The 20,425-nt window shown below is 69.6% G+C and carries 17 protein-coding genes and 1 pseudogene; 7 read left to right on the top strand and 11 right to left on the bottom strand.

The features are described 5' to 3' along the window. Window positions 1–10 precede the first annotated feature (10 nt). From K7G59_RS19250 to K7G59_RS19240, 3 genes are read right to left on the bottom strand one after another with little or no spacing between them, the layout of a single operon-like run. Complete coding sequence (locus K7G59_RS19250; RefSeq protein ID WP_225835852.1) at window positions 11–1,624, bottom strand: bifunctional 3-(3-hydroxy-phenyl)propionate/3-hydroxycinnamic acid hydroxylase; 1,614 nt, start codon at window positions 1,622–1,624, stop codon at window positions 11–13. After that, on the bottom strand, window positions 1,621–2,559 hold the full coding sequence (locus K7G59_RS19245; RefSeq protein ID WP_225835850.1) for a fumarylacetoacetate hydrolase family protein: 939 nt from the start codon (window positions 2,557–2,559) through the stop codon (window positions 1,621–1,623). The genes K7G59_RS19250 and K7G59_RS19245 overlap by 4 nt, the downstream gene beginning before the upstream one ends. After that, window positions 2,556–3,701: a VOC family protein gene (locus K7G59_RS19240; protein ID WP_225835848.1), complete on the bottom strand. Its 1,146-nt coding sequence runs from the start codon at window positions 3,699–3,701 to the stop codon at window positions 2,556–2,558. Before K7G59_RS19240 ends, K7G59_RS19245 begins: the two co-directional genes overlap by 4 nt. 138 nt (window positions 3,702–3,839) lie before the next feature. On the opposite strand from K7G59_RS19240, the gene K7G59_RS19235 reads away from it, so the two are divergent. Next, window positions 3,840–4,478: a TetR/AcrR family transcriptional regulator gene (locus K7G59_RS19235; RefSeq protein WP_225835846.1), complete on the top strand. Its 639-nt coding sequence runs from the start codon at window positions 3,840–3,842 to the stop codon at window positions 4,476–4,478. Here the strand turns inward: K7G59_RS19235 and K7G59_RS19230 are convergent. The 3 genes from K7G59_RS19230 to K7G59_RS19220 all read right to left on the bottom strand — a co-directional run bounded on the left by K7G59_RS19230 (window position 4,444) and on the right by K7G59_RS19220 (window position 9,631). Then, on the bottom strand, window positions 4,444–5,094 hold the full coding sequence (locus K7G59_RS19230; protein WP_225835843.1) for a TetR/AcrR family transcriptional regulator: 651 nt from the start codon (window positions 5,092–5,094) through the stop codon (window positions 4,444–4,446). The two genes, K7G59_RS19235 and K7G59_RS19230, sit on opposite strands and share 35 nt — an antisense overlap. 108 nt (window positions 5,095–5,202) lie before the next feature. After that, window positions 5,203–6,249 carry a zinc-binding dehydrogenase gene (locus K7G59_RS19225; protein WP_225835841.1) on the bottom strand — a complete coding sequence of 349 codons (1,047 nt, stop codon included), beginning with the start codon at window positions 6,247–6,249 and terminating at the stop codon, window positions 5,203–5,205. 160 nt (window positions 6,250–6,409) lie between these two features. Then, a complete protein-coding gene (locus tag K7G59_RS19220) occupies window positions 6,410–9,631 on the bottom strand; it encodes a bifunctional cytochrome P450/NADPH--P450 reductase (RefSeq protein WP_225835839.1) in 3,222 nt (1,073 codons plus the stop codon). Between the two features lie 244 nt (window positions 9,632–9,875). Between K7G59_RS19220 and K7G59_RS19215 the strand changes: the two genes are divergently transcribed. Continuing rightward, window positions 9,876–10,529 carry a TetR/AcrR family transcriptional regulator gene (locus K7G59_RS19215; protein ID WP_225835836.1) on the top strand — a complete coding sequence of 218 codons (654 nt, stop codon included), beginning with the start codon at window positions 9,876–9,878 and terminating at the stop codon, window positions 10,527–10,529. Window positions 10,530–11,249: 720 nt separating this feature from the next. Here K7G59_RS19215 and K7G59_RS19210 read toward each other — a convergent pair. From K7G59_RS19210 to K7G59_RS19195, 4 genes and pseudogenes are all read right to left on the bottom strand, one after another. Further along, window positions 11,250–11,639 carry an SsgA family sporulation/cell division regulator gene (locus tag K7G59_RS19210; protein ID WP_225835834.1) on the bottom strand — a complete coding sequence of 130 codons (390 nt, stop codon included), beginning with the start codon at window positions 11,637–11,639 and terminating at the stop codon, window positions 11,250–11,252. A gap of 274 nt (window positions 11,640–11,913) precedes the next feature. Further along, window positions 11,914–12,243, bottom strand: coding sequence for an NIPSNAP family protein (locus K7G59_RS19205; protein WP_225835945.1), 330 nt, complete (start codon window positions 12,241–12,243; stop codon window positions 11,914–11,916). A gap of 216 nt (window positions 12,244–12,459) precedes the next feature. After that, a pseudogene (locus K7G59_RS19200) lies at window positions 12,460–12,705 on the bottom strand (SsgA family sporulation/cell division regulator); the annotation flags it as partial. Between the two features lie 261 nt (window positions 12,706–12,966). Next, on the bottom strand, window positions 12,967–13,362 hold the full coding sequence (locus K7G59_RS19195) for a hypothetical protein (RefSeq protein ID WP_225835832.1): 396 nt from the start codon (window positions 13,360–13,362) through the stop codon (window positions 12,967–12,969). Window positions 13,363–14,126: 764 nt separating this feature from the next. On the opposite strand from K7G59_RS19195, the gene K7G59_RS19190 reads away from it, so the two are divergent. The 5 genes from K7G59_RS19190 (at window position 14,127) to K7G59_RS19170 (ending at window position 19,032) form a co-directional block, all read left to right on the top strand. Then, the gene (locus K7G59_RS19190; protein WP_225835830.1) at window positions 14,127–14,345 is read left to right on the top strand and encodes a ferredoxin; all 219 of its coding nucleotides are present in this window, start codon (window positions 14,127–14,129) and stop codon (window positions 14,343–14,345) included. Next, window positions 14,342–15,745 carry an NAD(P)/FAD-dependent oxidoreductase gene (locus K7G59_RS19185; protein WP_225835828.1) on the top strand — a complete coding sequence of 468 codons (1,404 nt, stop codon included), beginning with the start codon at window positions 14,342–14,344 and terminating at the stop codon, window positions 15,743–15,745. Before K7G59_RS19190 ends, K7G59_RS19185 begins: the two co-directional genes overlap by 4 nt. 51 nt (window positions 15,746–15,796) lie before the next feature. Continuing rightward, window positions 15,797–17,065: a cytochrome P450 gene (locus K7G59_RS19180; RefSeq protein ID WP_225835827.1), complete on the top strand. Its 1,269-nt coding sequence runs from the start codon at window positions 15,797–15,799 to the stop codon at window positions 17,063–17,065. Between the two features lie 23 nt (window positions 17,066–17,088). Continuing rightward, window positions 17,089–18,132 carry an NAD(P)-dependent alcohol dehydrogenase gene (locus K7G59_RS19175; protein ID WP_225835826.1) on the top strand — a complete coding sequence of 348 codons (1,044 nt, stop codon included), beginning with the start codon at window positions 17,089–17,091 and terminating at the stop codon, window positions 18,130–18,132. Between the two features lie 222 nt (window positions 18,133–18,354). Beyond that, complete coding sequence (locus K7G59_RS19170; RefSeq protein WP_225835825.1) at window positions 18,355–19,032, top strand: HdeD family acid-resistance protein; 678 nt, start codon at window positions 18,355–18,357, stop codon at window positions 19,030–19,032. A 263-nt stretch (window positions 19,033–19,295) separates the two neighbouring features. Here K7G59_RS19170 and K7G59_RS19165 read toward each other — a convergent pair whose 3' ends face one another. Continuing rightward, a complete protein-coding gene (locus K7G59_RS19165) occupies window positions 19,296–20,399 on the bottom strand; it encodes an AI-2E family transporter (RefSeq protein WP_225835824.1) in 1,104 nt (367 codons plus the stop codon). Window positions 20,400–20,425: the final 26 nt, after the last annotated feature.

The following is a 20,425-nucleotide window of genomic DNA, read 5'->3' as shown; positions in this document are numbered from 1 at the left end:
GTGTTCCTCGTCAGGGTGCGGGCGGGGCTTCGGCGGGGCGGCGGGCCGTGTGCAGCACGGGAGCCCAGGCGGCGGCGTCGGTGAAGTCGCCGGTGCCGGTGGGGACGGTGTCCAGTACGACGCGGTCGGGGCGCAGCAGGGCGGCGTCGGCCCGGCCGTGTGCCAGCCAGGCGGCCAGGGTGCCGTCGTCGTCCAGGTCGTCGACATGGATCACGGATGCGCCCAGGGCCGTGGCCACGCCCGTCATGCGCGGGGTGGGCGGCACGGTGGTCAGTACGGCGAAGGAGTCCCCGAGGATGTCGTCGAGGCGCTCTCGCCTGCCGTCGTACAGCACCCAGGGTTGTGGGCAGAAGGCGCCGGCCAGTGAACGGCCGGTCAGCCGGGGGCGGCGCCGTACGAGCGGGCCGGCGGTCAGCGCGGGGCTGAGGTCGCGGCTCACCGCCGCGGTCACGCCGGGGATGCGGCACGCCGCGCCCACCACGGCCCGGCGGATGGCCGCAGCGCGGTCCTGTCCGCCGGTCATGGCCCAGCCGACGGCGACCGCGAGGCGGATCACGTGGCGGGCGTGCGGCCTGCGCTCCTGCTGGTAGGTGTCCAGCAGTCGGTCGTCTGCGCCCTCCTGAAGGACGCGGGCGAGTTTCCAGGTGAGGTTGCGGGCGTCGCGCAGGCCCGCGCACAGCCCCTGCCCGATGAAGGGCGGGGTGAGGTGGGCGGCGTCGCCCAGCAGGAAGACGCGTCCCCGGCGCCACCGGTCGGCGAGACGGGCCCGGAAGGTGTACTGCGCCTGCCGGATCACCTCGAAGTCGTCGCCCCCGTGGGCAGCGGACGGCAGGTCAACCCAGGGGGCGACCAGTTCGCGCAGCTGCTCCAGCCCTTCCGGGCCGTCCAAGGACTCGCCCTCGGCCAGCCGGAACTCCCAGCGGTAGCGGTCTTCGCCGACTCGCATGAAGGTGGCCGGCCGGGTGGGGCAGCAGATCTGCTCGGCGCCTTCCCAGGTGCGCACCGGGAGGCTGGTGCGTACGTCGATGACCCGCCAGCTCTCCTCGAAGTGCAGGTCCTCCCATACGGCGCCGATGGCGTCGCGGGTGAGGCTGCCGGCGCCGTCGCAGCCGAGGACCGCATCGGCCCACACGTGCTCGTCCTCGTTGCTGCCGTCGCGGCGGAAGGTCACCCGCACCGGACCCGCGGCAGCGGGCGATCCGCCGCTGTCCTGGGTGACGGACACGACCTCCACCCCGCCCCACAGCTCGCACTCGGGACGGCGGGCCAGGGCGTCGCGCAGCAGCCGTTCCAGCTCCGGCTGGTCGAACATGCTGGTCTGCGGGAAGCCGTGGTGTCCGTGCAGGGACCGCGGGAACTCGGCGATCACGCGGCGCCGGGCGTCCAGCAGCCGCAACCCGGGCGCCGGACGGGCGAGGGCGGCGAACTCCTCGTGGACACCGACGCTCTGCAGGATCCGCCGCACCTCGTCGTCCACGACGACGGCACGCGGCAGCGGGTAGATGTCCCGGTGGCGTTCGAGGAGCAGGCTGCGCACCCCGTACCGGGCGAGCAGGAGCGCCGCCGTGACTCCGACGGGCCCCGCACCGATGATGACCACCGGCCTCCGGGATGCGGCGCTCACGTCGCGTCCGCCACAGCGGTCCGCTGCTCGCCCAGGTCGATGCGCCCGTCGGGGGTGGCGATGGTGGCGGTGACGAGGTCACCGTTCTGCAGGTAGCGGGGGTTCTTGGCCTGGCCCTTGAAGAACGCCTTCCACTTCAGTGCGGGCGGCAGCAGGGCGGCGATTTTCTCGGCCGGCTTGGGCGGGGCCTTCAGGGCGGTGCCGCCGGGTGTGCCGGTGAGCAGCAGGTCGCCCGCGTCGAGGGTCTGGAAGCGGGCGAGCAACGTGAGCGCCTGCGCCGGTCGTACGATCATGTCCGCGAGGGTGCGGTCCTGGCGCGGTACGCCGTTGACCGACAGCCGCAGCCGCAGGTCGATCAGACGTGCGAAGTCCTCGGGCTCCAGCAGGGCCAGGTACGGCCCCGTCGGCGTGAAGGTCGGGTAGGACTTGCTCTCGTAGAACTGTGTCTTGGTCAGCTGGACGTCGCGGGCGCTGACGTCGTTGGTGAGGACGAGCCCGGCGACGTAACGCGGCAGGTCCTGCTCCTCCACGACGGTGCCCACCGGCAGCGGCGCACCCATCACGAGGCCGAGTTCGACCTCGTAGTCGAGGAACTTCACGTGCGCGGGGCGGACGATCGTCTCGTGCGGACCGCTGACCGAGCCGGACGCCTTGCGGAAGAAGGTGGGCGGGATGTCACCAGTGAAGCCCGAATCCTTGGCGTGGCTGCGGTAGTTGACCATCTGGGCCACCACCCGGCAAGGGGTGGTGACCGGAGGCAGCGCCACCAGGTCGGCGACGGGCGTGCCGCTGTCGTCGGAGGCACCGGCGTCGCGGACCGCGTCCCGGTCGGCGATCAGCTCGGCGGTGGTGACCGCCTTGGTCTCGATGCGGACGGCGCGCTCGTCCCGGACGGCCCACCAGCCGTCGGGGGTGCGCAGAACGTTGGTGCTCATGAGCTCATCGCTTTCATCAGGCCCAGCAGGCGTGCGGGGTCGAGTTCGTTGTCGCCGCGCAGGGCCGTCATGACCTCGCGGAGCTTGGCGGGGGAGGGGTTGGCGCCCAGGAAGTCGCGGGTGACAGGCGGCCCCCACTGCGCGAGGCCGCTCGCCGACATCGGCGCCCATCCGGGTTCGAGGTCGCAGGAGAACAGGTCGCCGTCGGCGAAGTGCTCCAGCATGAAGCGGTCGGGGTCGCGCCAGTAGTCGAAGAGCTGGCTGCCCTGGATGTGCCGGCCGATGCCCCAGCTGCGCCGGTAGCCGCGTTCGGCCAGGTACTCCCCGCCGGCGGCGATCGCGTCGAGGTCGGTGACCTGGTAGGCGGAGTGGACGTAGCCGGTGCCGGGCCCCAGATGCAGGGCGAGGGTGTGGTGGTCCACGGGCGTGCTGCCCTGGTCGCAGCGGATGAAGGCCATGGTCGGCCCGCGTTGGCGCTGCCCGTCCAGGAAGAGGAAGTCGGACACGATCATCCCCAGGGTGTCCAGGTACCAGTCCAGGGCCCGTATGAACACGCGTGTCTCCAGCACCACGTGGCCGAGCCGCTGAATACGCGACGGCTCGCGGGGCGGCCGCTGGGTGGCGTTCGTACGACGGCCTGCGACTCCGGTGTTGATGATCAGGGGCTGCTGCCCGGGCAGAGCGGGCAGCTGCTCGGCGCAGTGCACGACCCGGACCGGGAAGCCGGAGGGATCGAGCAGGGTGACCGACTGTCCGCCGCCGGGTACGTCGATGTCCCGGACCTCACTACCGGTCGCGCGGGCGAGCCGGTCCAGATCGCCTCGTTCGGCCGCGCGGAACGCCGCCCCGATGAAGCGGGATGCCGGCCCGCGGCGGATGACCATGCAGGGGGAGCCCGCGAAGGTGCCGCGCAGCCACAGTTCCCGCTCGGTGCGGGCGGCGACGGCGAATCCGAAGTCACGGGCGAACACCTCGGCCCGGTCCAGGTCCGGCTTCTCGAACTCGAGCCAGGCCAGATCCGCCACTTTGATCACCGGATTCCGGGCTCGTCCGGGGTGTTCACCGCGCAGGGCGCCCTGCTCACTGTGAAGGTCTTGGTGGGGCGTCAGAGGACCGCCCTTGTCAACGGGGATGTGGGACATGGTGTCCTCCAAGCAACACTGCCGTAATGAGGAAATCATCAACTCTGCCGTTTCTCATCGTCAATAGATGTAGCCCAAATAATTGAGGATCTCATCAGTAATGGCAGTGTCATCGTCGCGGCGGTTACACTGGGCCGCATGCCGACGTCAGCCCCGCCCAAGAACCGCTTCGAGCGACGCCGTGCCGAGACCCGCCAGGCGTTCGTCCGCGCGGCCCGGCAGATCCTCGCGGAAACCGGGGACACGAGCGCGAGCATCCAGGCCATCGCCGAGCGCGCCGATGTCGGCTTCGGGTCCTTCTACAACCACTTCGAGTCGAAGACGGAGCTGTTCGACGCGGCGGTGACGGACGCCCTGGAGGAGTTCGGGCAGGTCGTCGACGCGCGCGTGGAAGGCGTCGACGACCCGGCCGAGCTGGTCGCGGCCGGCTTCCGGCTCACCGCCCGGATGGCCGACTCCCACCCGGAACTCATGCGGATCCTCCGCGACCGCGGCTTGGCCCACATCCACTCCGACCGCGGCCTCGCCCCACGCGCCCTGCGCGACCTGGAGATCGGCATCGCATCAGGCCGTTTCACCTGCGGCAACGCGACCATCGCCCTGTCCGCTCTGGGCGGCACCCTGCTCTCCCTGGTGGCTCTCCGGCTGGACCGCCCGGACCTCGACGGCGACGAGGCCGCCTCCGACCTGGCCGAGATGGTCCTGCGCATGCTCGGCCTCGCCGCGGACGACGCCCACGAGGTCACCCGTCGCCCGCTGCCCGGTCTGCCCCGATGACCTCCTGGACCTGAAGCGCGGCCCTCTGTGGTGCTACGCCGGCGGCGACGAGGAATGCGGTTGCCGCGGCCTCACCGGTAGGGTCCGCCCATGGGCATGCGGCGTTCTCCTCGGCGAGGGCCAGCATGAGTGCCTCCAGTGCTCGGGCGAGGACGGGTGCTGGAAGGTGCTCCGCGAAGACGCCTTCGCGCTGACCGCGTCGTAGGGTCGCGACGGCCTCTTCGCGGGCCGGGGCCAGGGTGGCGCGGATCGCTGTCTCTCTCGGGTGGCGGCGCCCCAGGGCGATGAGCACGCGGTAGTGGTCGCCCACCGTCCATGCCGCCAGCACCATCCGTGTCATCGCCTCGACCGGGTCGGCATCCGCGCTACGGGCTCCGGCGAACGCCTGCCGGAGTGCATGGCCTGCTTCCCGTGTCAGGTCGGCGATCAGCGCATGCCGGCTGGGGAAGTGTCCGTAGAGGGTGCGCCGGGCGACGCCGGCTGCCTGAGAGATGCTGTCGAGACTCGCGTCCGGGTCCTCCCGCAGTTTCCGCCGGGCGGTCGCGAGGATGCGTCGGCGGTTGGAGTGAGCATCCTTGCGCTGCACAGTACGGCCCGGGGTGTCGGTCGTCTGCATGGTTCTTTCTCTCCACGGTTGCCGGAAAGCCGTGGGCGCTGGTGCTCCCTCACGCACCGGAGCCCACTCACCCCTGCCCAGGGCGGCTTGTCGTCCTGCTGACGGGCGTCAGGGGACGAGGATGAGGCGGATCGGGTCGCCGATCTTGTTCTCCAGTCGGTGGACGGCGTCGGCGGCCTCGACGAGCGGGATGTGGTCGGTGATGGAGGGGGCCAGATCGAGGCGGCCGGCCGCGGTCAGCTGCACCAGCTCGGAGACGGACTCGGGGAAGCCGCCGTAGTGGCCGCGCACCTGCTTCTGCAGGTAGTTGAAGGTCAGGCCCTCGGTGATGGTCAGTGGCCGGGGTGTGATGCCCACCAGGATGAGGGAGCCGCACAGGCCGAGCACGGAGGCGGCCTGGTCGCGCACGGCGGGGACGCCGGCGCAGTCGAAGGCGAAGTCGAGGCCGCGTCCGCCGGTGGCTGCGCGGATCTGGTCGGCGAAGTCGGGGGCCGCCGGGTCGAGCGCGAGGTCCGCGCCGAAGGCCAGGGCGCGCTCGCGGGCGCTGGGCAGCGGGTCGACGGCGATGATCGGGGCGGCGCCGACCAGGCGGGCGAGGCGTACGTTGTGGGCGCCGACTCCGCCCACGCCCCAGACGCCGACGGACTGGGCGGCACGGACGCCGGCGGTGGCGACGACGGCGGCGTAGGGGGTGGAGACCGCGTCGGGGATGATCGCGGCCTGGTCGAAGGGGAGGCTGTCGGGGATGGGGACGAGGGTGTCCTCGCGGGCGATCACGTACTCGGCCCAGCCGCCGTCGTAGTCGATGCCGGCGGTGAGCATCTGGGTGCAGGGGCGGTGGCGCACGCATCCGGCGCACGTGCCGCAGGTCTTGCCGGCCTCCAGGGTGACGCGGGTGCCGACGGTCAGGCCGCGCTTGAGGTCGGGGCCGAGCGTGTGGATGACGCCGGAGACCTCGTGGCCGACGGTGACCGTGTCGGAGGTGGCGAACAGCGGGACGAGGGAGCCGTCGAGCAGGTGGACGTCGGAGAGGCAGACGCCTGCGGCCTTGACCTCGATGAGGACCTCGCCCGGGCCCGGTACGGGGATCGGGACCTCTTCCACGGCGAACTTCTTGCTGTCCAGGTGGAAGCGTCCGGCGAGCATGGTGTCCATGGTGATCTGCTTTCTGTGAGCGGCACGGCCCGGTGGTTCGGGCCATGGGTGCCATGTGGTTGCTGAAGGGCTGGTGGGGCCGGGAGGTGTGCGGGGGAGGCAGGACGTCCGCACGCCTCCCGGCGGCTGGGGGGCAGCGCGCCTTGACGGCGTGCGACGGTCAGGCGAAGACGTCCTGCTGGTAGCGCTCGTCCGCTTCGAGCTGGGCGAGCCACTGCTGGGCGGTCTCGTCGTCGCTGCCGGTCTTCTGGCGGTGGATGGCGGCGAGTGCCTCGCGGACGGCGGGGGCCATGCGGCGGCCGTCACCGCAGACGTAGATGTACGCGCCGTCCTCGATGGCCTGCCACACCGTGTCGGCCGCATGGGCGATGGCGTTCTGCACGAACCGGGCCGGGTGGCCGGTCACCGCCGAGTAGGCGGTGTGCACCTGGGCGATGCCGGCGTGCTCCCAGTCCTGCATCTCCTGGCGGTAGAAGTAGTCGTGCTCCGGGTGGCGGCAGCCGACGAACACCTGCGACACGCCCACCTGGGTGCCGTTCGCGTGCTGTGTCGCCCGCTCCTCCAGGAAGCCGCGCAGCGGCGCGATGCCGGTGCCGGGGCCGATGAGGATCAGCGGCGTGGCGGGGTCGGCAGGCGGGGCGAACGTCGGGGAGGGCACGCGGACGTAGCCGTACACGACGTCACCGGGCTCAAGGGCCGCGATGTAGGAGGAGCAGGTGCCGCGGTACTGGCCGTCGCCGGACAGGGCCGGGCCCTCCAGCAGGCCGACGGTCAGGCGCACCTGGCGCGGGTTGGCCGACGGGGCGGAGGAGATGGAGTAGAAGCGAGGACGGATGGGGCCCATCATCTCCAGGAACACGGCCAGCGGCAGCTCGACCGCCTCGAAGCGCTCCAGCAGGCCCAGCACCGAGATGCGCTTGCCGAGGATCTCCTTCTGGTAGCGCTCCTCGGCCTCCTCCGTTTCGGCGGTGTACGCCTGGAGCTGCGGCCGGGTCCACGGGCACTCGGTGTACTCGGCGAGCGTCTGTATCTGGGACCGGGTGGCCACGTCCTGCAGCTCCAGGAACTCGGTGAGCAGGATGCCGGCGGTGACCGGGGTGCCGACCGGCAGGTGGGTGCGGCCACCGGCCGGCTGGTCGAGCCGGAGCACCTGGTCGTAGTCGACGCCGAGCCGCCTCAGCGCGCGCTCCACCAGGTCGAGTTCGTTCTTGGCGAAGACGGCCAGGTGGTTGCCGGTGTCGTAGGTGACGCCCTCGGGCAGCTCGAAGGTGATGGACTTCGCGGACGGGCGCGGCGGCTCGATGCTGAAGTCCCACAGTCCGGTCGCGTCGGCCACGAGTTCCTCGTTGGCCACCACCGTGAGCGGGTACGCCTGCTCGGAGACGATGGCGGGGCGCACGTCGGACTCGGTGAGCAGCTGGACCTGGTAGCGGGGGCCGCTCGCCTGGGAGGTGTCGGCGGCGTACTCCTCGGCCAGGGTGGCCCACAGGTTGTCCATCCACCGCGTGGCCATGCCGTCGAAGTCACCGGCGGCGTCCGCGATGCCGCGCTCGACGACCGGGGTGGCGCCGGCGGCCAGCAGACCTTCCTCGATCCGCTTGGGGAATGCCTGGTAGGTGGCCACCCACTGGGTGTTGCCGGCGCCCAGCAGCGCGAACCGCACATTCGCCAGCGAGCCCTCGGGCAGCCCGGCGGCGAGCAGATCGTCGAAGCGCTGGGCGTTGTCGGGAGCCTTGCCGTTGTAGCTGGCGGCGACGACGGCGAGCAGGCCCTCGGAGGGCAGGTTGTCACCCAGCTCGTCCAGGCCGATGAGGGTGGTGCCGAAGCCGGAGCGCTCGCCGCGGTCGGCGATGGTGCGGGCCAGGTCCTCGCATGAGCCGAGGCTGGAGCCGTAGGCGACGGTCAGGTTCACACCGACACCGCTGACCGCTGCCTGCGCCTGCGTGTCGCCGGGCTGCAGGTCCGCGGCGCCGAAGACGGTGCGCTCGTGTTCCTGACGACGGCGGACGATCAGCTCGAAGTTGCCGGGCTTGCGCGTCAGCGCCTCCCGCACGTCCATCTTGTAGTCGCTGGTGTCCGAGAGCTTGAACTTCTGCAGCACCAGCGCCAGGGCCAGGCGGGCCTCGGTGAGCGCGAACTGCCGGCCGATGCAGGCGCGTACGCCGTTGCCGAACGGCTTGTAGGCGTGCGGGTGCTGCTGGGCCCGGTTCTCCGGCAGCCACCGGTCGATGTCGAACTCCTCCGGACGCTCCCATGCCTTGGGATGGGTGTGCAGCGGGCCTTCGAGAATCATGACCTGCGTGCCCTTCTTGAGCTGGTAGTGGCCGCCGATCACGGTGTCCTCCAGCGGGGCCTTGCCGAACGCCGGGATCGGAGCCCACAGGCGCAGCGTCTCCTCCAGGATCCGCGGGATGACGTCCAGCTGCATGATCGTGTCGTAGTCCGGGACCGTGTCACCTGGCAGCAGGCGGTCCACCTCGGCGTACGCCTGGGCCAGGACGTGCGGGTTGCGCATCAGCGAGTAGGTGGCGAACGCCAGCAGACCACTGGTGGTCTCGTGCCCGGCGATCAGGAACGTCAGCACCTGGTCGCGGACGTTGTCGTCGGCCAGCAACTTGCCGGTCTCCGGGTCGGTGGCCTCCAGCATCAGACCCAGCAGGTCCTCCTCACCGGTGCCCTTCCCCTCGCGGCGCTCCTTGATCACGCTCTCGACCAAGTCCTGCATCAGACGGATGTTGCCGCGGTACTTCCGGTCGTCCGCCTTGCGCAGCTTGGTCATCATCGGCAGCTCCTGCGAGCGCCGCAGCGACTCCACCAGCGCGCCCAGCAGCGCGTTGAGGAAGGGGTGCAGCTCCTCCTTGTCGAAGGACCTGAACCGGTAGCCGAACCCCGACAGGGCGATGGTGTCCAGCGTCAGGCGGGTGTAGTCGTCGGTAATGTTGACCGGCTGCCCCTCCCGGCGCTCCCACTTGCCCGCCAGGTCCTGGGCGATCTCCAGCATCTGCCCGAAGTAAGCCCTCATGGCCCGCTGACTGAACGCCGGGAGCAGGACGCGGTGTGCCATGCCCCATTCCTCTTCGTACTGGTGGGCCGTGAACAGGCCGGCGCCGGCGAAGTCCCGGACGTGGTGCAGCGGCGTCTTGTCGATCTGCTTGAAGAACCGCGTCTCGTCGCAGACCTCGGCCACCAGGTCCGGGTCGTAGACGAAGACCTGCTCGATGCCGGCGATGTCCATGCCGTAGATGCCCTCGGGGAACTGCTTGGACAGCTCACCGAAGTACTCCACCGGATTGGTGTCGGGGATCTGCGGCGTGTTGCCGAGGAGAGGGATCCCACGCGGGGACCGGATGGGGCGAAGGTCGTTCGCGGAGTGCGTGGTCATGGCTTGCTCCTCTGCGGGAGGGGGATGGGCAAGGGCGCGCTGCTCAGGTCGATGCCGTGGCGCCGTACGGAAACATACGCCGTATGGAATTGGTACCGTACGGCGTATGGAAACTTGAGGCAAGCCCGGTCGCCCTGGTGGGCGCTGTGATTCAGGTCATTTCCATACGACGTACGAAACTGATACCGTACGAGGTATGGAAAAGAAGGTGAGGCGTCCCCCGCGGGGAACGAGGAAGAGGGACGTGCCTCTGACCGAGGCCGGGATCTACGCCGCCGCCCTGCGGCTCATCGACGAGGACGGGGTCGAGGCGCTCACCATGCGCAAGCTCGCGACCGTGCTCGACGCGAACCCGATGTCGCTGTACCACCACGTGCCGAACAAGGAAGCGGTGCTGCGCGGCGTGACGAGAATGGTCGGCGCCCAGTTCCGCACCGTGACGCTGGAGGATGCGCCCTGGCAGGAGCGCATCCGCCTGCTCGCAACGGACTTCCGGACCCTGGCGCACCGTCACCCCGAACTGATGGCCTACTCGTTCAGCCACCAGCCCGACTTCATCCAGCCCGACGACCCGTTCTGGACCGAGCTCACCGCGATCGTGGAGGCTGCCGGGGTTCCGCAGTCAGAGGTCTCGGAGATCGCGGCGCTGATGGTCGCCGTCGTCATCGGTGTCCTCGCCGCCGAACTCAACGGCTCGCTCCGCCAGTGGTCGACCCTCAAGCCCCCCGGCTTCGACGATGGTGAAGACGGTGACGGGGACACAGACCCGCACTCTGCGGACACAGCCCCTGAAGGTCCTGACCAGGACCACATGTTCCGCCTCGTGATGGACACGCTGATCACCGGTCTGGAAAGCCGGCTCACCGGCGAACGGGACGGCCGGGCCGCCGGCCTTTGAGCCACACCTCGTTGGCGCCGCCGGCGTCACGGGGTCTTCCCAGGCCTCGGCAACTTCACGCTGCAGGCACCGCTCGACGTCATGGATCAGCTGGTTTGCCCGCAGGCTGACCTCGCACGCGGCACGGGACACGAGACTGTCCGCAGGGAAGTCCACAAGACGACGTTACGCTGCACCGGCGTGTACAGCCCGTCAGGGTTCGGGGAGCGGGGCCCGACGTGCGCACGGTCGGCGTTGAAGCCGCTCACTCAAGCGAGATCTCTTCATCGGGCAGCCGCCCGTCCCGGTAGCCGTCCATGAGTCGAGCGGTTCAGCAGGCTCGGCCAGCACTACGGCTGACCGCAACTCGGCCGTCGTCCACCAGCGGGCTTGCGAGGCGAGCGCGATGCGGACAAACGGCGGCCAGTCTTTCGCTGCAGGGCGCACCACGACGACGTACCGAACGTCTTCATGTGTGTCCCTGCGGCGGAGCCTGCCGATGAGCGGCGCGCTATGGAGCGCGGGAAGGCGGGCGCTGCGACGCAGGTTGCGGGTTGCTGCTGCGCGGCGGCTGGTCTCACCGGGGCGGGTCGGCCGCGGAGTCGCGGCGAACATCCTGACCGAGGCTGGCTTCGGCCCGGCCGCCCTCGACGCCACGGCTGCGGACATCCACTCACCATGGCGGTGAACACCGAGGCGCAGACGTCCGTGTGCCTGCATCAGGTCGCACCCTGACGGGACTCACCCTCCGGCGAGGAGGTGAGCCAGCAAGCGGTCGAAGTCGCTGTGGCCGAGCTCGGCCCCCCGGGGCACCACTGCCTCCGTTTCCTGCAGGAACGCCTTGAATTCCTGCGCTGGGGCCTTGAGCAGGGCCGTACCGGACGGCGGGTTGAGAAGGACGTACAAGTCGCGGCAGCCCTCCTCGCCGGCGGGCCATATGCGAACGTCTCCCTCGCCGGCGGGGCCCTCCAGGCCGTCGATCAGCAAATCGCGCCCGATGATCCATTCCACCGGCTCGTCGCTGTCGACATCGGTGGTGAATGCGGCATGGACCACATAGGGATCACTCGGCTCGTACCGCAGATTCATGAGCACGGGCAAGGACGTCGCATGCACGCCGACAAGCTTCACAGGTAGCCCCTGGATCACAGTTCTCCATGACTTCATCGGGTCTTACTCCTGGTGCTTCGAGTCGTCCGGGGAGGGCCATCGGACGGGCTGTCGTCGGATTCAAAGGAGCTGCACAGAGACGTGGTTACTGCGAGGACCGGTGGCGGTCGGCACGAGGACACCCGCAGGAGCAGTTCTTCGTGCCGCCGCAAAGGCGCCCGGCCGACGGGAGCAGTCGAGGCCACCACTGCCGGCACCGGCCCTTCTGGCCGCGTCACTCGTCGCAGGCCGACCGTCAGCGCAAGGGTGAGTCCGCGGTGGGCGTCAGCAGGGTTTCGTCGAGGCCGACGATCTGGCTGGTGTCGAAGCCCTCCATGTCCGCCCGGAACTCAGGACTCGACAGGTACGCCTCCAGTCGTTCCCGCACGTCGTCGGTGTCCCTGTAGGAAACGAGGGCGTAGAGCCGGGGGGTTTCGTTTCCGGGCGCCGCGGGCCCCGTCCAGACGCCGTGGGTGGTGATCCGGTGCTTGGCCATACCGGGAATGTGCTGGGCCCAGATTTTCTCGTAGGCGGAGAGCGCGTCAGAGCTGCACAGGGTGTAGACGCGAAGCTGGTACTGGGACATGCCAGTGGTTCCTTTACTTCTGAGCATGGATGGTCGGTGGTCAGCCTCGGGGGAGGAGGTGTGCCAGTTAGGCATCGCGGTCGATGAGTCCGAACTCGGTCCCCCGTGGCACCAGAGCCTGGGTGTCCTGAAGGGAGGACGAGATGTCCTGCACGGGGACCTCGAGCAAGCGGTGCCTGCGGCAGACCCGAGGGCGATGTAGATCGATTCGTCACCCCGCCCTGCGGCCGACCAGATCCGGACGTCCGCGTGGCCTGCGGAACCCTCCAGCCCGTCAGCCGGAAGATCCCGCCCCAGGATCCGTTCGACCGGCTCGTCACAGTCGACGAAGAAGGCGGCACGGACGACATAGGGATCAGCGGGCTCGCAGCGCAGACGTACGCAGAGGGGCAACGAGTAGACGTGCGAGACGACCGGCTGCACGGCCACTCGCCGTTCTACGACCTTCAGGAACTTCTTCATCGGCTTGCGCTCCCGGGTATGGCTCGGCAGTGCCTCACACCGGCCTGTGGCGAAGAGGCAGCGCGGGCGGAGGCGGTACGGCAGGGCGCGGGCGCCGGGGGGCACCGGCGCACCGCATGAGGAGTGGCGCTGCACTCACTCGGCCGCCGGTCGGGGACGCCGCCCCCCGACCGCCAGACGGATCCCCGCCGCCGGCAGGGACAGGGCCGAGGGGAACTGCTTGCACACATGGCCGATACCCGTCTCACCGGTCGTCGCGGCTCACGTCATGGTGGTGCCTGCCCCCGCCGTCGTGCTCGCAGCGGTTCCCGTCGTGGCGGTAGGACCTGTCGACGTCCAGCCGTGTCCCTCGTCCTCCCAGCGGTAGAAGTGACCATCGCGGTAGTAGAGCCCGTCGCAGTCGTGCCGGGTCGAATCGCTGCCGTGGCGGTCCCGGTGCCAGCCGCGGGTCTCGTCGCAGGAATAGCCCCGCTCGAGCAGGTAGCCGACACCGTGGTCCCAGCTGTAATCAGCGGCCACGGCCCCGTCGGTCGGGCGCTGGGCGTGCGTGGACGCAAGGGGCGCGGCCGAAGCGGTGCCACCGGCACCGAGGACGGCGGCACCGGCGACCGCGACGGAGGAGACAGCGAGGGCGATGCGCTTCGCGAGCTTGTTCATGATCTTTCCTTCCCGAGGGGGGTGATCTGCGCCAACGGCGGTTCTGTCAGGCGATGTATGACGCCCGGCGTGGTCCGAGCGAGCAGTTCCATACGTCGTATGGAAGCGCGTTTTCATTGTTACCATACGACGTATGGAAATGTCGAAGTGGCGAAGGTAACCGTTGACCGGCTGGCGCGAGCGCCAACAGATGGCGCTCTTCAGCGCGAGCTGCCCGTCGCCGTCCCCTCGGCACGCCGGCCTTCCTCGCCCTGGCCACAGCAGTGTGTGTCCACTCGGCGCAAGCGCCAGGACGCGGTCGGGTTGGCGGGTTGGCGGGACGGCGGCCGGAGCGGGCCTGGTGATCGGTAACTTCAGCGGCCCGGAGATCGCCTCAGCCCGGGGAGTAAGGGCTCGAAGCCACGGATGCATCCAGTTCGCCGCAGAGGCGGGTTTGCGATCGCCGGAAGGCGGGACGAGTATTTTTTTAGGGCGTGACGACCGGGGCACACCCTGATGCCGACACCGTCGATGCAGCGCCTCCTTCTGGTTACGCCCGCGCCCACGCTCACGCTCACAGCCGACAAGCGTCACGGTGAAGGAAGCGGCGCAGCGAACCGGACCGAACCTGCTCATTCGGTGGCCTGGCCGGGGCGGCGGGTGGGGCATCCGGCCCCGTCGCCTGACGGGAGGCTTGAGAAACCGGCCCTGGGCTTCATGATCGAGGCTGCATGACCGGGTCGATGGTCGCCGTGGGGCGGAGGCAGAGCGGAAGGAGTCTGCCCATGCGGATCGTCGTGGACCTGAATCGGTGCCAGGGATACGCGCAATGCGTGTATCTGGCGCACGAGGTCTTCAGGTTGAACGGTCAGGAGGCGCTCACCTATGAGCCGAACCCCGACGACGAGCGGCGCCTGCAGGTCGAGCGAGCTGCTGCGGCGTGCCCGGTGCAGGCGATCGTGATCGACCGCTTGGACGGCGCGAAGCGGGGCGAGGCGCCATGACTCTGCGGGCAACGGTCGCGGAGCTGGTCCGGGAGTTCCGGGCCAGCGGCCGAATCGTCATCGTGGGTGCCTCTCTGGCCGGGCTGCGGGCCGCGGAGACCCTGCGCGAGGAGGGCTTCACCGGTTCCCTGACCATCATCGGGGACGAGCCGTACGAGCCCTACGACCGTCCGCCGCTGTCCAAACAGGTGCTCAAGGGCTGGGTGCCGGCCGACCACACGAAGCTGCCCCGCATGCGAGAAGTGGACGCGGACTGGCGGCTCGGAGTGGCCGCCGTCGGGCTGGACCGTGCGACCAAGCAGGTGTCCCTGGCCGACGGGGAGCAGGTTCCGTACGACCGGTTGCTGATCGCGACGGGCACCCGCGCGCGGCAGTGGCCGAACCCGGCCGAGGCGGCGCTGCACGGGGTGCACACGATTCGCTCGCGTGACGATGCCGCGCAGCTGCAGAAGGAGCTGGCTGAGCCGCCGTCGCGGGTCCTGGTCATCGGCGCCGGGTTCATCGGGTCCGAAGTGGCCTCAGTGTGCCGGGAGCTCGACATCCCGGTGACCGTCGTCGAGCGGGGTTCGGCGCCGCTGGTCGGTGCGCTGGGCGGGGTGATCGGGGAGATCGCCGCGCAGATGCAGCGTGATCACGGCGTGGACCTGCGCTGCGGGCTGGGCGTGTCATCGCTGGAGGGCGACTCCGAAGGACATGTGCGGCGGGCGCACATGTCTGACGGAGCCACTGTCGACGCCGATGTGGTGGTGGCCTCGCTGGGGTCGATCCGCAACGTGGAATGGCTGAAGGGCTCGGGGCTGGCGGCCGGTTTCTGGGGTGTCGGGTGCGATGCCGGTGGCCGCGCCTTCGACATCAACGGTGTGGTCACCGACAGCATCTACGTGGCAGGGGACGTGGCGCGTGCGCCGCATGTGCTCTACGAGTACCAGTTCCTGGCGATGGAGCACTGGGACAACGCTGTTTTCGGTGCGGAGGTAGCGGCGCACAACATGGTGAACCTGGAGCCCCACTATCGTCCGCATCTGCTGCTGCCCGGCTTCTGGTCCGGTCAGTTCGGCGTGAACATCAAGTCCGTCGGCGTGCCGCCTTTCGGTGACGAGATCGTCTTCACCCAGGGATCGGTCGAGGAGCGCCGTTTCGCTGCGGCCTACGGTCACCGGGGCCGCATCGTCGCCGCCGTCACCTTCGATCACGGCAAGTGGCTGGAGCACTACGGGAAGTTGATCGAGCAATCCGGTCCCTTCCCGCCTCCACCGGCGGGCTGGGACCAGCCCGCCGACACGAAACCGATGCCGGCCGAGTTCCCGGACCCAAGGGTCCCGACGGCGATCCCCGACGTCGTCCTGACCGGACACGTCCCGAGCGAGCGGACGGCCGAGTTCCGGCCGCGCCACCACTGACGCGCGCGTCGGGGCGGACAGCATCGACTAGAGAAGAGGGAGTGAAGCCTCGTGGTCGAGGAAACCCCCTGGCAGCAGGCCCTCCGCTACGCCAACCGCGCCAACCCGTACCCGTTCTACGAGGAACTGCGCAAGCAACCGGTGGCGCGGCAGCCGGACGGTACCTATGTCGTCAGTACCTACCGGGAGATCGTCGCGCTGCTGCACGACCCCCGGGTCAGTTCGGACCCGAGGAAATGTCCCGTCCCGGCCGTGACCCAGGCAGAGGGCCCGGCCGAGCCGGTGGACGAGCCGATCAGGGAAGCGCTGACCGAGCCGAACATCATCACCTGCGATCCGCCCGAGCACGATCGGGACCGCCGGACGATGATGCCGCACTTCGTCGGGCCGCCTCATGCGCCTGACCTGATATCCGACCTGGAGCCCGAGATCCGCCGCATCGTCGGCGGCCTCCTGGACGACATGAAGGGCAAGACCCGGATCGACGCCGTCGACGACTTCGCCTACCCCTTGCCGGTGACGGTGATCTGCAAGGTGCTGGGCGTGCCGCTGGAGGACGAGCCGCGCTTCCACCAGTGGATCGAAACGGCTCTGGACGCTTTGGACTTCGGTCCGGAAGCCGCCTCCGAAGAGATACGGAGCAGGCAGGCCGGGGGGCGCCAGGCCGTGCAGGAGTTCGGGCAGTTCGCCGGCGAGCTGCTCGACCGTTACGCCCGGCAGCCCGGCCCGGGCATGCTCTCCGCGCTGGTGAACGAGGACGGCCCGGAGGGACGGATGTCCAAGGGGGTGCTCGCGAGCAATGCCCTGCTCCTGATCTTCGCGGGACACGAAACCACGGTCAACCTCATCGCCCACAGCGTGCTCACCCTGCTGCGCCACCCCGACGCGCTGGAGAAGCTGCGCCGCCGGCCCGACCTGATCGTGCCCGGGGTGGAGGAACTGCTGCGCTACGAGTCGTCGGTGCAGTTCTGGCACACCCGCTCCGCCGTGGAGGACATCGACATCGCCGGCACCACCATCCCCAAGGGAGCGCCGATCTTCCTGGCGTACGGCTCGGCCAACCGCGACCCGGAACGGTTCACCGACCCCGACGAGCTCGACCTCGAGCGCCGCGACAACCAGCACCTCGGATTCAGCCAGGGCATCCACTTCTGCTTCGGCGCCCCGCTCGCGCGACTCGAGGTCCAGATTGCGGTCGGCGAGTTCGTCCGCCGGGTGCAGAACCCCCGGCTGGTCGAGGACCCGCCGCCGTACCGGCACAACCAGATCTTCCGGGGGCCGCGGCACGTCCTCGTCGACATCGACGGCATCCGCGACTGACCAGCGTCGCGTAAAGGATCGCCATGCGGGCTCTTCAACTCGTCGGCTGGCGGCAACCGCCCGAGCTGCGCGAGGTGCCGGTACCCAGGCCCGGCCCTGGCCAGGTCCTGGTGAAGGTCGCGGGTGCCGGTGCCTGCCACTCCGATCTGCACATCATGCAGGCACCCGGACCGCTGCCCGGCTTCACGAATCTGCCCTTCACGCTCGGGCACGAGAACGCCGGGTGGGTGGAGCAGCTGGGACCGGGCGTCACTGGGTTCGAGCCCGGGGACCCTGTGATCGTCTACGGCGCCTGGGGCTGCGGAGGGTGCGCCAACTGCCGTCGGGGCCAGGAGAACTACTGCCAGAAGCGCGCGGGTGAGGGTCCGGGCCTGCGCGGTGGACACGACGGCGGCATGGCCGAGTACCTGCTGGTCCCGGCGGTGCGCTACCTGATTCCGCTCGGCGCCCTCGACCCCCGCCAGGCCGCCCCGCTCAGCGACGCCGGACTGACCGGCTATCACGCTGTGAAGCGGTCGCTGCACCTACTGGGACCGGGCTCGACCGCGGTCGTGATCGGGGCCGGCGGTCTGGGCCAGATGACCATCCAGATCCTGCGCGCGCTCAGCGCGGCGACCACCGTCGTCGCTGTGGACACCGACGCCGGCAAGCTGGAGACCGCCCAGCGCTTGGGCGCCGAGGAAGCTCTGCTCTCTGGCAACGAGGCGATCGCGCGCATCAGGGACATGACGGCGCAGCAGGGCGCCCAGCTCGTGCTGGACATGGTGGGCATGGACGCGACCCTGCGGATGGCTGCCCGGGTGGCCAGGGTGCTCGGGCACCTGACCATTGTCGGACTCGGCGGCGGAGCCCTGCCCGTCGACTTCTCCAGCCCGCCGCACGAGTGCTCGGTCGCCTCGCCCTACTGGGGCTCCCTCACCGAACTGATGGATGTGATCACGCTCGCCCAGCAGGAAAAGATCAAGGTGCTGGTCGAGCACTTCCCCCTGCAACGCGCGAACGAGGCTTACCAGCTCCTGCACGACGGCAGGATCCAAGGACGTGCCGTCATCACCCCCCACACGTGAATGCCGTCGTTCACCCGAACGGGACACCACGACTGTGCCTGGCCGCCGGCATCGGACGGTCCGGCGGAAACGCACCCCGGCTCCCGCAGGACGGAGGAGCTTGCCCGGAACACCGCATGCGCCACGGTCCCCTGCCCTCCCTGCCGAGCGAGATGAGACTGATCGGGTGACGATGGACATGTAGTGATGTGACGACGGTGCTCACAGAAGGAGGTAGGTGCCATGACATCTTCTTCCGATTCCCCCGGTTTCGTTCCGCCACGTGGCACCGAACCACAAGAAGGTCCTGCGGTCGAAGGCATCACCGCTCTGGCGAACATGGGCTGGCAGATCCTGCTCACCATGGGCCTCGCCACCATCGCCCTGGGCGTCATCGCCCTGGTCTGGCCGGGCGAGACGCTACGCGTCGTCGGCGTGCTCTTCGGCGTCTACCTGCTGGCCACCGGTGCCTTCCAACTCGCCGCCGCCTTCGGCACCCACGTCCCCCGGCACCTTCGCGTACTGCACTTCATCACCGGCGCGGTCTCCGTCCTGTTGGGACTGATCTGCTTCCGGGGCCCCCTCGAGTCGGTCTTCCTGCTCGCCCTGTGGATCGGCTTCAGCTGGCTGCTGCGGGGCACCTTGGAGACGGTCGCGGCGGCCTCCGATCAGACCATGCCGGCGCGCGGCTGGCACGTGGCCTTCGGCATCATCGGCACCATGGCCGGCATCGTGATGATCGTCATGCCGTTCGCCTCCATCGCGACACTCACGCTGGTAGTGGGCGTCATGGCCATCGTCGTCGGTCTGACCGAAGTGGTCCGCGCCATCAGGACACGTGTCGAGATCGGTCATCTGGCTGCCGGCACGGCCCCCCAGCGGCGCCCCTTGTTCCACGCACGTCCGCACGCCCAGCACTGACCTGCGGAGCCGGACCGATCGGGCGCCGGCGAGCGGCGACATCACGCACCTCCGCGGGCCGTCGGCCGGCGGAGGTACTTCGCGCGCATCGTAGTGGGCGCGGCCATGACGGCGACGCCGGCGTCGTGCGGCGCGCCCAACTGGGCGGAGAAGCCCTCCGGTGACCAACCGCAGCGGCAGCCGAGGTGTTCGGTCAGAAAGGCGCAGTCGTCGACCTGAGCGAACTCCTCGTGGCGCTTGGGCTGCCGGATTCCTTCAGCCCGTTATTCGGGGGCGTCGGAGCGGTCTGCGTGCTCGGGGCTGTTGTCTGTCCGTGTCGGCGGTCCCGGTGACCGACCGCCGCGGTGAGCCCAGATGTCACCGAGGACGACCTGGATGATGCCGGTGACGGGAATCGCCAGCAGGGCACCGAGGATTCCGGCGACTTCGGCGGCGATCAGGGTGGCCAACAGCACGGTGAGGGGGTTGAGTTTCACCGTCCGAGACAGGATGACCGGTTGCAGGAGGTGGTTTTCGGCCAGCTGATAGACGATGAAGAAGATGACGGCCCCAATGCCGGCCGGCAGGGAGTGGACGAACGCCACTGCGGAAGCGACGACGGCTCCTATGGTGGCTCCCACCAGGGGAATAAGGTCGGTCACGGCGACGAAGAGGGCCAGCAGGCCGGCGAACGGCACTCCGGAAACCAGCAGCACGACGTAGGTCAGAAGCCCGCAGATGACGCTGATCAGCAAGTTCCCGGTCAGATAGCCGTTGACGGTACGGGCGCACGCGACTCCGACGCGGCGTATGCGGGCCGCGGGCGCCTCGGCCACGAGGGCCAGGGACCGGTCTATGGCCTTGGGGCCCTCCAGCACCATCAGATAGGCCAGCACGAAAATGGTGACGATGCCTGCCGCGGTGCTCGCTGCACCGCGGAGGAACTTCGCGACGGGCGTGCTCAGTCCGGTGGCGAACGCGTGGATCTGCGCCTGATGGTGCTGGACATACTGCAGAGCGTGCGTCCGTTCCAGCAGGTTGCCGACTGGCCCGCGGCCGGCCTGGGTGTCCCTGATCATCGCGGGTAGGCGACCGGCGAACCGGCTTCCCTCCTGGGCCAGGGGGATGACGAACAGGGCGACCACCGCGCAGACGGCCGCGGCCGCGGCCAGGAAGACCAGCAAGGCGGCCACCGATCGTCGGCACCGCGGCACCCGTCGCTGCAGGGCTTCGACCGCCGGATGAAGGGAGACGGCCAGGAACAACGCGATGACCGCCCAGATCAGGACCCGGCGAGCCTGGACCACCAGGTCGAGTACGACGTAGGCGGCGAGCACCAGGCCGATGGTGGCGAGGATGGTTCGCACCGGAACCGGACGCGTCGCCATGGGCATCGGGTGCCCAGCCCCGGTCA

This window comes from Streptomyces sp. NK08204, assembly GCF_020400585.1.
Classification (GTDB): Bacteria; Actinomycetota; Actinomycetes; order Streptomycetales; family Streptomycetaceae; genus Streptomyces.
The sequence above is the reverse complement of the archived record's forward strand: the minus strand, read 5'-3'. Positions and strand labels throughout refer to the sequence as shown.